General features: G+C 59.2%; 10 protein-coding genes. 8 read left to right on the forward strand and 2 right to left on the reverse strand.

From position 1 onward, the window contains the following. Positions 1-3 precede the first annotated feature (3 nt). Entirely contained in the window at positions 4-1,431 is a 1,428-nt protein-coding gene (gene ccoN, locus GTU76_RS13000) for a cytochrome-c oxidase, cbb3-type subunit I (protein ID WP_122855164.1), read from the reverse strand. 260 nt (positions 1,432-1,691) lie between these two features. On the opposite strand from ccoN, the gene GTU76_RS13005 reads away from it, so the two are divergent. The 5 genes from GTU76_RS13005 (at position 1,692) to GTU76_RS13025 (ending at position 7,271) form a co-directional block, all read left to right on the forward strand. Then, complete coding sequence (locus GTU76_RS13005; RefSeq protein ID WP_180698763.1) at positions 1,692-3,365, forward strand: nitrite/sulfite reductase; 1,674 nt, start codon at positions 1,692-1,694, stop codon at positions 3,363-3,365. Next, complete coding sequence (locus GTU76_RS13010) at positions 3,362-3,841, forward strand: DUF934 domain-containing protein (protein ID WP_016987520.1); 480 nt, start codon at positions 3,362-3,364, stop codon at positions 3,839-3,841. Before GTU76_RS13005 ends, GTU76_RS13010 begins: the two co-directional genes overlap by 4 nt. Before the next feature lie 141 nt (positions 3,842-3,982). Next, complete coding sequence (locus GTU76_RS13015) at positions 3,983-4,957, forward strand: hypothetical protein (protein ID WP_180698764.1); 975 nt, start codon at positions 3,983-3,985, stop codon at positions 4,955-4,957. A 611-nt stretch (positions 4,958-5,568) separates the two neighbouring features. After that, the gene (locus tag GTU76_RS13020; protein WP_095118720.1) at positions 5,569-6,246 is read left to right on the forward strand and encodes a DUF3313 domain-containing protein; all 678 of its coding nucleotides are present in this window, start codon (positions 5,569-5,571) and stop codon (positions 6,244-6,246) included. A gap of 656 nt (positions 6,247-6,902) precedes the next feature. Then, on the forward strand, positions 6,903-7,271 hold the full coding sequence (locus GTU76_RS13025) for a DUF6124 family protein (protein WP_180698765.1): 369 nt from the start codon (positions 6,903-6,905) through the stop codon (positions 7,269-7,271). 254 nt (positions 7,272-7,525) lie between these two features. On the opposite strand, the gene GTU76_RS13030 is transcribed toward GTU76_RS13025, so the two are convergent. Further along, a complete protein-coding gene (locus tag GTU76_RS13030; RefSeq protein ID WP_116254697.1) occupies positions 7,526-7,951 on the reverse strand; it encodes a YciI family protein in 426 nt (141 codons plus the stop codon). A gap of 337 nt (positions 7,952-8,288) precedes the next feature. Here GTU76_RS13030 and tpx point away from each other — a divergent pair, with 337 nt between their 5' ends. From tpx to GTU76_RS13045, 3 genes are all read left to right on the forward strand, one after another. After that, the gene (gene tpx, locus GTU76_RS13035; RefSeq protein WP_016987527.1) at positions 8,289-8,789 is read left to right on the forward strand and encodes a thiol peroxidase; all 501 of its coding nucleotides are present in this window, start codon (positions 8,289-8,291) and stop codon (positions 8,787-8,789) included. A gap of 175 nt (positions 8,790-8,964) precedes the next feature. After that, positions 8,965-10,272 (forward strand): MdtA/MuxA family multidrug efflux RND transporter periplasmic adaptor subunit, encoded by a 1,308-nt coding sequence (locus GTU76_RS13040; protein ID WP_180698766.1) that lies wholly within the window; start codon positions 8,965-8,967, stop codon positions 10,270-10,272. Then, positions 10,269-13,370 carry an MdtB/MuxB family multidrug efflux RND transporter permease subunit gene (locus GTU76_RS13045; RefSeq protein ID WP_180698767.1) on the forward strand — a complete coding sequence of 1,034 codons (3,102 nt, stop codon included), beginning with the start codon at positions 10,269-10,271 and terminating at the stop codon, positions 13,368-13,370. The genes GTU76_RS13040 and GTU76_RS13045 overlap by 4 nt, the downstream gene beginning before the upstream one ends. The last annotated feature ends 81 nt before the right edge of the window (positions 13,371-13,451 follow it).

Here is a 13,451-nt window from a genome sequence, read left to right on the forward strand (position 1 = left end):
GCCTCAGGCGATCTGCGCTTCACGGTGGGCCAGCGCCACGTCCGCAACGCGCACCGTACGCCAGACGTTATAGGCCATCAGCAACATGCCGGTGAGGAAAAACACCCCGCCAGCAAAGCGCACGATGAACCCCGGATGGCTGGCCTGCAGCGCTTCGACAAACGAATAGGTCAGCGTGCCGTCCTCGTTGATCGCCCGCCACATCAGGCCCTGGGTGATGCCGTTGACCCACATCGAGGCGATGTACAACACCGTGCCGATGGTCGCCAGCCAGAAGTGCAGGTTGATCAGCGGCGTGCTGTACATCTGCTCGCGACCAAACACTTTCGGCACCATGTGATAGGTCGCGCCGAAGGTGATCATCGCCACCCAGCCCAAGGCACCGGCGTGGACGTGGCCGATGGTCCAGTCGGTGTAGTGGGAGAGGGCATTGACGGTTTTGATCGCCATCATCGGCCCCTCGAAGGTCGACATGCCGTAGAACGCCAGCGACAGCACCAGGAAGCGCAGGATCGGGTCGGTGCGCAACTTATGCCAGGCGCCGGACAAGGTCATCATGCCGTTGATCATGCCGCCCCAGCTCGGCGCGAGCAGGATCAGCGACATGGCCATGCCCAGCGACTGCGCCCAGTCCGGCAGCGCGGTGTAGTGCAAATGGTGCGGGCCGGCCCAGATGTACAGGGTGATCAGCGCCCAGAAGTGCACGATCGACAAACGATACGAATACACCGGCCGATTGACCTGTTTCGGCACGAAGTAATACATCATCCCGAGGAACCCGGTGGTCAGGAAGAAACCCACCGCGTTGTGCCCATACCACCACTGCACCATGGCGTCGGTGGCGCCGGAATACACCGGATAGGATTTGAACCAGTCCACCGGAATTGACAGGTGGTTGACCACATGCAACATGGCGATCACCAGAATGAACGCGCCGAAAAACCAGTTGCCGACGTAGATGTGCTTGGTCTTGCGCTGCACCACGGTAGTGAAAAACACCACGGCGTAGGCGACCCAGACCACGGCCATCCACACCGCGCCGGAGAATTCGATCTCGGCGTACTCCTTGGTTGTGGTGTAGCCCATTGGCAGGGTGATCAACATGATCACGATCACCGATTGCCAGCCCCAGAAAGTGAACGCGGCAAGGGTGTCCGAATACAGCCGCACCTGGCAGGTGCGCTGCACCGCGTAGTAACTGGCGGCGAATTGCGCGCTACCGGCGAAACCGAAAATCACCAGGCTGGTGTGCAGCGGTCGCAGTCGGCCGAAAGTGGTCCATGGCAGGTCCAGATTCATCTCCGGCCAGACCAGTTGCGAGGCGATCAACACGCCCATCGCCATGCCCACCACACCCCAGAAAATTGTCGCAATAACGAATTGGCGGACGACCTTGTAGTTGTAAGCCTGTCCGATTGTTGCTGTGCTCATGGTCAGTTCATCCACGGTTGCAAAGTCTTGCCAGGCCACCCGGTCTGGCATGAGCTGCACTGTAGAAACCCCGCGAGAAACAAAACAGGCTCAGGAATCTTCGATTTGTGCGGATCAGATTGAAGGGCTGGCTGCGGCGTTCTGCCGCGCCCTGATATGGTTTTTATCGCCTCAGGTGAATCTGTAACGTGCTGCGCTGTTCGGCCATAGTCTGGGAAAATCCACAGTTTTGATCTGTGATCAATTTTGGTGAGGTGTGCATGTATCAATACGATGATTACGACCGGGCGCTGGTGTTCGAGCGCGTTGCGCAATTCCGCGATCAGGTCGAGCGCTTCATGGCTGGGGAGTTGAGCGAGGAGGAGTTCCTGCCGCTGCGCCTGCAAAACGGCCTGTACCTGCAGAAGCACGCCTACATGCTGCGCGTGGCGATTCCCTACGGCACGCTGAGCGCCGAGCAGATGCGCACGTTGGCCAGCATCGCCAGTGATTACGATCGCGGTTACGGCCACTTCACCACGCGGCAGAACATGCAGTTCAACTGGATCGAACTGGCCGAGGTGCCGGACATCCTCGAACGCTTGGCGCAGGTCAACATGCACGCGATCCAGACCTCCGGCAACTGCGTGCGCAACATCACCACCGAGGCGTTCGCCGGGGTCGCAGCAGACGAAATGATCGACCCGCGCCCGTTGGCCGAAATCCTGCGGCAGTGGTCGACGATCAACCCGGAATTCCTCTTTCTGCCGCGCAAATTCAAGATCGCCATCTGTTCAGCCAAGCAGGATCGCGCGGCGATCATGATGCACGACATCGGTCTGTACCTTTACTCCGGACGCGACGGGCAGATGCTCCTGCGAGTGATCGTCGGCGGAGGTCTGGGGCGCACGCCGATCCTCGGTTTGCAGATTCGCGAAGGTTTGCCGTGGCAGCATTTGCTGTCCTACGTCGAAGCGGTTCTGCGGGTGTACAACCGCCATGGCCGGCGTGACAACAAGTACAAGGCGCGGATCAAGATTCTGGTGAAAGCATTGGGCATCGAGGCGTTCGCCAAGGAAGTCGAAGAGGAATGGCAGCACCTCAAGGACGGCCCGGCGCAGTTGACCGAAGACGAATATCAACGGGTCGCCAGTGCCTTTGTGCCGCCGGTCTATCACAGCCTGGCCGACACCGATCTGGACTTCGGCACGCGCCTGGCGGAAAGCCCGGCGTTCGCCCGCTGGGTCGCACGCAACGTGCAGCCGCACAAAGTGCCGGGCTACACCAGTGTGGTGCTGTCGACCAAACCGGGCATGGCGTCGCCGCCGGGGGATGTCACCGCTGTGCAGATGCTCGCGGTGGCCGATTGGTCGCAGCGTTTCGGTTTTGGCGAGATTCGTATTGCCCATGAGCAGAACATCGTTCTGCCCGATGTACCGAAAACCAACCTCTACGCGCTATGGCAACTGGCGTGCAAACATGACCTGGGCAGCGCCAACGTCGGCCTGCTGACCGACATCATTGCCTGCCCCGGCGGCGATTTCTGTGCGTTGGCCAACGCCAAATCGATCCCGATCGCCCAGGCGATTCAGGCGCGTTTCGACAACCTCGATTACCTGCATGATCTGGGCGATATCAGCCTGAACATCTCTGGCTGCATGAACGCCTGCGGCCACCACCACATCGGCAATATAGGCATCTTGGGGGTCGATAAGAACGGCAGCGAGTGGTATCAGATCACCCTTGGCGGTGCTCAAGGTAAAAACAGCGCATTGGGTAAAGTCATCGGCCCGTCGTTCAGCGCCGCCGAGGTGCCGCAGGTGATCGAGCGGATCATCGGCACCTTCGTGCGCTATCGCGAGCACGAGGAATTGTTTGTCGATACCGTGGCACGGATCGGCCTGGAGCCGTTCAAGGAACGGGTCTATCCGAAGACGCTGGAGGTGTCGGCATGAACAATCTGTTGCGGCTGGAGCACGGTGAAGCGCGGATTGTGACGGACGATCCGTGGACGCTGGTGCGCGAGCCATCGATGCCAAGGCCGGACGGATTGCTGATGTTGCCGCTGACGCATTGGCTTGAATCGCCGTCGACTCACGCCGTGTGGCTCGGCCCGGATGACGAGGTTGAAAGTCTGGTGCCGTGGCTGGGGTCGTTGCCGCTGATCGCGCTGGATTTCCCGAGTTTTCGCGATGGTCGGGCGTACAGCCAGGCTTATCTGCTGCGCAGTCGGTTCGGCTGGGCAGGGGAGTTGCGCGCGATTGGCGATGTGTTGCGCGATCAGCTCAGCCACATGCGCCAGTGCGGGTTTGACAGTTTCGCGGTGCGTGAGGACAAATCGGCTGAGGATGCACTCAAGGGACTTGCCGGCATGAGCGTGCTCTACGGCCGCTCAGTCATCGAACCGCGCCCGCTTTTTCGTCGGCGCTAACCCTTTGCCCGGGCAGGGGAAACCCCTAGAAACCTGATGAATCGGGCATTTTCCCTTGGGTCGATGCTGGCCTTTTGGTAGAGTCGCCGTCGCCAGCGGGTTTTCGGCTGGACGATGGAACCGAAGAAGGGAGTCTGATCAGTGAGTCCGGGCAAAAAAATCCTCGGCCTCACAGCGTTGCTGTTAATGGTGACGCTGTGGGCCAGTTACTTTTACGTATTCAAGGAAAACCGCAACGGCCAGCTCGGCGGCGTCGGCGAAAGCACCGCGTGGTGCGGCACGCCACCGACTACGGAAGCAGCGCTGCTGGGCAAGGATCAGTTGACCTTGCGCGTCACCAACAACCTGCGCGGCGAGTTCATGTTCAGCGGTTCCCTGGTGGTCTCTGAACGTACTTTCAACCGCTATGACCTCGCTCGCAACGAACTGCGCTTGCGTCTGGAACCGTTGCAGTGGTCCTACGGCGTCACGCCGATCTTCCTTGAGCAGGTCAAGGTGCAACCGCTGAGCCGCAACCTGTCGGCCACCAACAAAAGTGCCTACGCCGAACTTGAACCGCGCCCGATCGGCGTGCAGGGCCAGGTCACCGAATTCCCTTTTGACACCTATCGCTACGGCTACAAACCGGTGCTCTATTACCTCAAGGGCAGCGAGCGCATCGACCTGCGTTTCAAGAACATCACCACGTTGATGGAGATGTCCAACACCTTCACACCGATCCAGAAGTACAACCGCGTCGATTACATCAACGAGAAAACCTCGATGATCCGCGACGAGGATTACAAGGCTTATGGGCCGCACGAATGTGCCTTCAGCGTTGAGCGCAAAGGCTCGTTCAAGGTTGTGGTGTTGCTGCTGCTGTTGGTGCTATGTCTGCCATTGCTGCTGGTGTTTTACCGTAATGAGCCGGGGATCGACTTCCTCGCCACGCTGTTGGGCGCGGCGATCGTGCGGGTGCTGCTGATCGGGCCGGTGCAGGATTTTCAGCTGTACAACATCGACTTCCTGTTGGGGGCGGCGATTTTGCTGGTGGGCACGGTGTCGTTGATCAAGGCGATGCACATCAACAGCCGGCGGGAGATGGCTTTGCGCAGTGGTGAGACTTCATCCTGGTAATCGGGTGAATCCTTAAGAGCCCCTCACCCTAACCCTCTCCCGGAGGGAGAGGGGACTGAACGAGGTGTCTGGCGTCCTGCACCGACGTGAAAGACCGAGCCGATTATGGATTCAAAGCGAATCGGTCACGTCGGTGTATCTCTTGAATCTCCCCCAATCGGTCCCTCTACCTCTGGCAGAGGGGACTGACCGAGGTGTCTGTCGTCCTGCACCGACGTGAAAGACCGAGTCGATTATGGATTCAAAGCCAATCGCTCACGTCGGTGTATCTCTTGAATATCCCCCATTCGGTCCCCTCTACCTCTGGGAGAGGGCTAGGGTGAGGGAAGACAATCTCCAGCCAATCACTTGGTTCATCTGCTTCCAGCCCTGCAAAAGCACTTGCGGGCGTTCCGGCTCAACTTGCTCCAGTGCAGCCGACTCTTGAAGTTCACGCATTGCCAAGTGCTCAATGCAGCGTTGCCGGATGCTCGACGTCTTTCAAATGACGCATGTGATCCACCGCGCAGCCTTGCGTGAATATTGTGCTTTGCAATCGCAATTACTGAGGTTTTAGCTATACCTGTAATTCCCCCGGACAAAGTTTTCGGCCTTCTGACAGGAGTTACAGCATGAAGCTAGCAGTGATGATGGGCACTCTGTGCATTGCCACCGTCGCAATGGTGGGTTGTTCCAGCAAAACCGTCGACCCGAAAGAGTACTCAGGCTTCCTCAAGGACTACAGTCAGCTCAAGGAGGCCAAATCGCCGTCCGGTGCCGAGGTGATGCGCTGGATCGATCCAAAGGTCGACATCAAGAAATTCACCAGTGTGTACATCGAACCGACTCAGCTCTACCCGAAACCGCAACCGACCGCGAAGATCTCCCAGCAGACCCTCAATGGCATCACCTCCTACTACGATCAGGCGCTCAAACGTGAGATCGGTAAAGACTTGCCGCTGGCCACCGGCCCGGGCCCAGGCGTGATTGTGGTGCGCGCGGCGATCACCGCCGTGAGCAGCAAGACCGAAGGCCTGCACGCGTATGAAGTGATTCCGATCGCTCTGGTCGCCGCAGCGGTCAGCACCGCCAGCGGTATTCGCGATCAGGAAACTACATTGGCCACCGAAGCGGTGTTTCTCGATGGCGCGAATAACAAGGTCGTCGCGCAAGTGGTGCGCAAAGGTACCGGCAAGCCGTTGGAAAATGACAAGCAGGCGATGACGGCGAATGACGTCAAACCTGTGATCGATGGATGGGCCTCAGACCTGCGTCAGTCGTATCTCAAGTTGAAGTCAGGGTCCAAATGATTCAGCGCAGTTGATGGCCCCATCGCGGGCAAGCCACTCCCACAGGGTTCGGCGTTGTGAATACGATTTTTGATTCACATCGTTCCCTGTGGGAGCGGGCTTGCCCGCGATGGCATTTGCTCAGGCGCTACATCATTGCCCGGTAAACCAGCGAAAGTAAGGATTCCCTCCATCCCAACGCGGCACGGTAGTTGACCCAAGCGGCCGAGCCAATGCCGACGTCCTGCAAGGTGCTGCGCACAATGTCCTTCTGGAAGCGCTCGGTGATTTTCGATCGTCCGATCGCGGTTCGAGCCTTCGGCAGCTCTTACATATGCGTATTTCAATTCGGGATGTTTAAAGGTTGTTTCGATTTTGCGGAACGTTCCCACAAGGTTTTCAGGTTGTCCGTCGGACGTCGGGTCTCTAGCCTGTGTTCGTCGCTGCCAAATCAGCGACCGGGACTGGAAACCCCGACGGGTATTAGTGGCGCGTACACGCCTTTCATAACGTATCCTTGCGCACTTCGAATGTGTGCAGTCCGTTATGGCGGCTGTGCGCGGGAGACCTTCGGGTCGACCGGGTCGCCGCTGCCCGGGTTTCCAACCTGCGTACAGCTGCCACCTCTTCGTCCGGAAACCGAATGGGACAGCTCCAACTTTCAGCGGAGTTACACCATGAAAAAACCAACACCCAATCCCCCAGAATCAGACGCCAACACCACATCCCCCTACGCCTCAATCGACAGTAAAAAACTTCACGAAGCCGCCGACCGCGCCCTCGACTACTACCTCACTCCCGCCGCCCGCATCATGTCCAGCGCCAACGAGCCGGAACCCATGTACCTCGCCAATCCCAGATACAACACCGAATCCCTGCTCGCCAACGCCAGCGAAACCCTCGGCTCGGCCAGCGAGATGCTGATCAACTTCGCCGCCTCGCTGGAAACCTCGCAGCGCAAGACCGCACTGGGGATCGCACAGGTCGTCATGCTGGGGGAACTCGCGGTGAATCAAGCCCTCGATCACGTCGAACTCAAAAACTGATCGCTCTTGAATGATCATTCCCACGCTCTGCGTGGGAATGCGGCCCTTGACGCTCTGCGTCAAATTCGCAAGCTGGAACGCGGAGCGTCCCTTGAGGCGTTCCCACGCAGAGCGTGGGAACGATCAAGATCCGCTCTATGCCCGAGTGATCGATTCTGTAGCTGTCGAATGAAATGAGGCTGTGATCTTTTGACTTTGCTTTTTGAGATCAAAAGATCGCAGCCTTCGGCAGCTCCTACATGGGGATATCCGGTTCAGCTGTTTTTCTTGGCTTGTTCGCGAACGCGTTCTTCTTGTTCCCGCGCTTCGGGGGTGAACTCGGCGCCGAAGTCTTCGGCAGAAAATATCTGGCGGATTTCAATATCAGAATCGCCTGACATTGGATTAGGGCAGCGCTTGACCCATTCGATGGCTTCTTCTTTCGATTTCACTTCCCAGATCCAGTAACCCGCCACCAGTTCTTTGGTCTCGATGAACGGCCCGTCGATGACCGTGCGTTTGTCGCCGGAGAAATGCACGCGAGCGCCTTTGCTGCTCGGGTGCAGGCCGTCGCAATCGATCAGGATACCGGCCTTGACCAGTTCTTCGTTGAAGTTGCCCATGGCGGTGATCAGCTCTTCGCTGGGCATGATGCCGGCTTCCGAATCGGCGCTGGCTTTGACAAGGATCATGAATCGCATGGCGGGTACTCCGTGAGTTTGGTGGGATTCATTGCTTAGTCGAACGGGTTAGCGCTGAATCGACAGGGGCTCTAAATAAAAGACCAACAACACCGCAGAATCCAATGTGGGAGCGAGCCTGCTCGCGAAGAGGTCGTCACATTCAACATTTATGCTGACTGATCCGGCGCCTTCGCGAGCAGGCTCGCTCCCACATGGGAATTGTGCTGGTTTTGTATACAATTTTTCGCGCGACCACCCAACAATTTCATTAAAGGGCATAGGTCCTTGAAACATTTCGTGGTTAACTTCGGCCTCTTGCATGCTTTCCAATCAAAACATCAGAAGGACTCAAGTCATGGCTCAAGTCACCCTTAAAGGCAATCCGGTTCAAGTCAACGGCCAGTTGCCACAAGCCGGTTCCAAGGCGCCAGCCTTTTCTCTGGTTGCCGGCAATCTGTCCGACGTCACCCTGAAAGACTTTGCCGGCAAGCGCAAAGTGCTGAACATCTTCCCAAGCGTCGACACCCCGACCTGCGCCACTTCCGTGCGCAAGTTCAACGCTCAGGCCAACGAAGTAGCAAACACCGTAGTGCTGTGCATCTCGGCTGACCTGCCGTTCGCCCAAGCGCGTTTCTGCGGCGCCGAAGGCCTGGAAAACGTACAGAACCTGTCGACCCTGCGCGGTGCCGAGTTCATCGAGAACTACGGCGTGGCCATCGCTGACGGCCCGCTGAAAGGCCTGACCGCTCGCGCAGTCGTGGTTCTGGACGAAAACGACAACGTCCTGCACAGCGAACTGGTCAAGGAAATCGCTGAAGAGCCTAACTACGAAGCGGCACTGTCCGTTCTCAAGTAAGCGCTTTTACAATTGTTAACGGCCTGGCCCTGTCCAGGCCGTTTTCATTTGTGTATCAGTGTTTTGCCTCACACCTTGAAACGTAAGTTGAAGGTAAATTGCCGGTAAAGCTGCTTTGCTAATTCCCCATCAGTGCTTATCGTTCAGCCTCCCGTAAAAGAAGCCCACGCGCCCAATGGTTAATCACTCCATGCAATCGTCCCCTCGTAACTCCCGTCGCTGGCTGATCAGCCTGCTTGTCCTGTTGGTGATCGCTGTCCTGTGCTGGAAATTCTGGCCCGCCGGTTCAGCCCACAAAGAGGGCACTGACAAGGCTGCGGCCGGGCACACCGGGCGTTCGGGGATGATGCGGCCGGGCTTCGGTGGCGGTACGGGGCCGATTCCGGTGCGCGTGGCGCCGGCGGTTACTGGCGATTTCCCGCTGTACTACAAGGCGCTGGGCACCGTGACCGCGCTCAACACCATCAATGTGCGCAGCCGGGTGGGCGGCGAGCTGGTCAAGATCAATTTCGAAGAAGGGCAGATGGTCAAGGCCGGCGACCTGTTGGCCGAGATTGATCCACGTCCGTACCAGAACGCCTTGCTGCAGGCCGAAGGCACTTTGCTGCAGAATCAGGCACAACTGAAAAACGCTCAGGTCGACGTCGAGCGTTATCGCGGTCTGTACAAAGAGGACAGCATCGCCAAACAGACCCTGGATACCGCCGAAGCGCTGGTCGGCCAGTATCTGGGCACGGTCAAGACCAATCAGGCAGCGGTCAACGATGCCAAGCTCAATCTCGAATTCACCAAGATCCGCGCGCCGATTGCCGGTCGCGTCGGTCTGCGTCAGGTTGACGTCGGTAACCTCGTCACCGCCAACGACACCACGTTTCTCGCGGTGATCACCCAGACGCAACCGATCAGCGTCGCTTTCACCTTGCCGGAAAACAGCCTCGAAACCGTGCTCGCCCGCTATCGCAGCGGCGCCAAGCTGCCGGCCGAGGCGTGGGACCGCGGCGACACCAAACTGCAAGCCACCGGCGTGCTGCAAAGCCTCGACAACCAGATCGACGTCGCCACCGGCACCCTGAAGTTCAAGGCCCGTTACGAAAACCGCGATCAGGCGCTGTTCCCCAACCAGTTCGTCAACGTTCACTTGCTCGCTGACACGCTGAAAGGCGTGGTGCTGGCACCGTCAGCGGCCATCCAGTTCGGCACCAACGGCACCTTCGTCTATGCACTGGATGGCGACAGGAAAGTCACCATTCGCCAATTGAAGATCGGCGCCAGTGATGGCGAAAACACCGTGGTCACCGAAGGCCTGGCCGCCGGCGACCGCGTTGTGCTGGAAGGTACCGACCGCCTCAAGGAAGGCAGTGAAGTGGAAGTGGTCAACGACAGCAACCAAGTACCGACCACCCCGACCGAACACCTGCAAGGCAAATCTGCCGCCACCCCGACTGACGCTGCTGTCTCCGACAAGGCCAAGAAGGGCGCATGAACATTTCGCGGCTGTTCATCCTCCGACCGGTAGCCACCACCCTGAGCATGCTGGCCATTGTTCTGGCCGGCCTGATCGCTTACCGCCTGCTGCCGGTGTCGGCGCTGCCGCAGGTCGACTACCCGACCATCCGCGTCATGACCCTTTATCCCGGCGCCAGCCCGGACGTGATGACTAGTGCCGTGACCGCGCCGCTCGAGCGCCAGTTCGGGCAGATGCCGGGCCTCACGCAAATGGCCTCGACCAGCTCCGGCGGTGCGTCGGTGCTGACCCTGCGTTTCAGCCTCGACATCAACATGGACGTCGCCGAACAACAGGTGCAAGCCGCGATCAACGCCGCGACCAATCTGCTGCCAACCGATTTGCCGGCGCCGCCGGTGTACAACAAGGTCAACCCGGCGGACACCCCGGTGCTGACCCTGGCGATCACCTCGAAAACCATGTTGCTGCCCAAACTCAATGACCTGGTCGATACGCGCATGGCGCAGAAAATCGCCCAGATCAGCGGCGTCGGCATGGTCAGCATTGCCGGCGGTCAGCGTCAGGCGGTGCGAATCAAGGTCAACCCGGAGGCGCTGGCGGCCAACAGCCTGAACCTGTCCGACGTGCGCACCTTGATCGGTGCTTCCAACGTCAACCAGCCGAAAGGCAACTTCGACGGCCCGACCCGGGTGTCGATGCTCGACGCCAACGATCAGCTGACCTCGCCCGAGGACTACGCCAACCTGATCCTCGCCTACAAGAACGGCGCGCCGTTGCGACTCAAGGACGTGGCGGAAATCGTCGACGGCGCCGAGAACGAACGTCTCGCAGCGTGGGCCAACCAGAATCAGGCCGTGTTGCTGAACATTCAGCGTCAGCCGGGTGCCAACGTGATTGAGGTGGTCGACCGCATCAAGGCGCTGCTGCCGAGCATCACCGACAACCTGCCGGCCGGCCTCGAAGTGACGGTGCTGACCGACCGCACGCAGACCATTCGCGCCTCGGTCACCGACGTACAACACGAATTGCTCATCGCCATCGCCCTGGTGGTGATGGTGACCTTCCTGTTCCTGCGCCGCGCCAGTGCCACGATCATTCCATCGGTGGCCGTGCCTCTGTCGCTGATCGGCACTTTCGGCGTGATGTATCTGGCCGGCTTCTCGGTTAACAACCTGACCTTGATGGCGCTGACCATTGCCACCGGTTTCGTGGTCGACGACGCCATCGTCATGCTCGAGAACATCGCGCGCTTCATCGAAGAGGGCGACAGCCCGATGCAAGCGGCGCTTAAGGGCGCCAAGCAGATCGGCTTCACCCTGATTTCCCTGACCCTGTCGCTGATCGCAGTATTGATTCCGTTGCTGTTCATGGCCGACGTGGTCGGGCGGCTGTTCCGCGAGTTCGCCATCACCCTGGCCGTGGCGATCCTGATTTCGCTGGTGGTCTCGCTGACCCTGACGCCGATGATGTGCGCGCGTCTGCTCAAACGCGAACCGGAAGAACACGAGCAGGGCCGTTTCTATCGGGCCAGTGGCGCGGTGATTGACTGGATGATTGCCGAGTACGGGCGGATGCTGCGCTGGGTGCTCAAGCACCAGCCGCTCACCCTGCTGGTGGCCATCGCTACGCTGGGGTTGACCGTGTTCCTCTATATGGTCGTGCCGAAAGGCTTCTTCCCGGTGCAGGACACCGGGGTGATTCAGGGCATTTCCGAAGCGCCGCAGTCGATCTCCTTCGCCGCGATGGGCGAGCGTCAGCAGCAACTGGCGAAAATCATTCTGCAAGATCCGGCGGTGCAGAGCCTGTCGTCCTACATCGGTGTCGACGGCGATAACGCCACGCTCAACAGCGGCCGCTTGCTAATCAACCTCAAGCCCCATGGCGATCGCGATCTAAGCGCCACTGAAGTGATTGCGCGCCTGCAACCGCAATTGGACAAACTGGTCGGCATCCGCCTGTTCATGCAGCCGGTGCAGGACCTGACCATCGAAGACCGTGTCAGCCGGACCCAGTATCAGTTCAGCATGTCCTCGCCGGATTCCGAACTGCTCAGCCAGTGGAGCGGGCGACTGGTCGAAGCGCTGGCCCAACGGCCGGAATTGACCGACGTTGCCAGTGATTTGCAGGACAAGGGTTTACAGGTCTATCTGGTGATCGACCGCGATGCCGCCTCACGCCTTGGCGTTTCGGTGGCGAACATCACCGATGCGCTCTATGACGCTTTTGGCCAGCGGCAGATCTCGACCATTTACACCCAGGCCAGCCAGTACCGCGTGGTGCTGCAAGCCCAGGCCGGAGAGAAGATCGGCCCGCAGGCGCTGGACCAGATTCACGTCAAGACCACCGATGACGCGCAGGTACGCCTGTCGAGTCTGGCTCATATCGAGGAGCGTCAGGCGCAACTGGCGATCACCCATATCGGCCAGTTCCCGGCGGTAATGATGTCGTTCAACCTCGCGCCCGGTGTGGCGCTGGGGCATGCGGTCGACATCATCGAACAGGTGCAGAAGGACATCGGCATGCCCGTCGGCGTGCAGACCCAGTTCCAGGGCGCGGCCGAAGCGTTCCAGGCTTCGCTGTCGAGCACCTTGCTGCTGATTCTGGCGGCGGTGGTGACCATGTACATCGTGCTCGGCGTGCTGTACGAGAGCTACATTCACCCGATCACCATTCTCTCGACCTTGCCGTCGGCGGCGGTCGGTGCCTTGCTGGCGTTGCTGCTCAGCGGCAATGATCTGGGCATGATCGCGATCATCGGCATCATCCTGCTGATCGGTATCGTCAAGAAGAACGCGATCATGATGATCGACTTCGCCCTCGATGCTGAGCGCACGCAAGGCATGGCGCCGGAACAGGCGATCTATCAGGCGGCGTTGTTGCGCTTCCGGCCGATTCTGATGACCACGCTGGCGGCGCTGTTTGGTGCGGTGCCGTTGATGCTCGCCACGGGCTCAGGTGCTGAATTGCGTCAGCCGCTGGGTCTGGTGATGGTCGGTGGTTTGCTGGTCAGCCAGGTGCTGACGCTGTTCACCACGCCAGTGATCTACCTGTATTTCGACCGCCTCGGTCGGCGCTTTGGCAAGACCAATGCTGACACTGAAGAGGTGTCGGTATGACTTCGCGAGCATCACACATCCCTTGTGGGAGCGAGCCTGCTCGCGAAAGCGGCCTGTCAGGCAACATCATTGTTGAATACA

The organism is Pseudomonas crudilactis, from assembly GCF_013433315.1.
Classification (GTDB): domain Bacteria; phylum Pseudomonadota; class Gammaproteobacteria; order Pseudomonadales; family Pseudomonadaceae; genus Aquipseudomonas; species Aquipseudomonas crudilactis.

What these genes read in the sequence shown, in the direction of transcription:
- ccoN (WP_122855164.1), bottom strand. Translation starts at nt 1,431, where the DNA reads ATGAGCACAGCAACAATCGGACAGGCTTACAACTACAAGGTCGTCCGC.
- GTU76_RS13005 (WP_180698763.1), top strand. Translation starts at nt 1,692, where the DNA reads ATGTATCAATACGATGATTACGACCGGGCGCTGGTGTTCGAGCGCGTT.
- GTU76_RS13010 (WP_016987520.1), top strand. Translation starts at nt 3,362, where the DNA reads ATGAACAATCTGTTGCGGCTGGAGCACGGTGAAGCGCGGATTGTGACG.
- GTU76_RS13020 (WP_095118720.1), top strand. Translation starts at nt 5,569, where the DNA reads ATGAAGCTAGCAGTGATGATGGGCACTCTGTGCATTGCCACCGTCGCA.
- GTU76_RS13025 (WP_180698765.1), top strand. Translation starts at nt 6,903, where the DNA reads ATGAAAAAACCAACACCCAATCCCCCAGAATCAGACGCCAACACCACA.
- GTU76_RS13030 (WP_116254697.1), bottom strand. Translation starts at nt 7,951, where the DNA reads ATGCGATTCATGATCCTTGTCAAAGCCAGCGCCGATTCGGAAGCCGGC.
- tpx (WP_016987527.1), top strand. Translation starts at nt 8,289, where the DNA reads ATGGCTCAAGTCACCCTTAAAGGCAATCCGGTTCAAGTCAACGGCCAG.
- GTU76_RS13040 (WP_180698766.1), top strand. Translation starts at nt 8,965, where the DNA reads ATGGTTAATCACTCCATGCAATCGTCCCCTCGTAACTCCCGTCGCTGG.
- GTU76_RS13045 (WP_180698767.1), top strand. Translation starts at nt 10,269, where the DNA reads ATGAACATTTCGCGGCTGTTCATCCTCCGACCGGTAGCCACCACCCTG.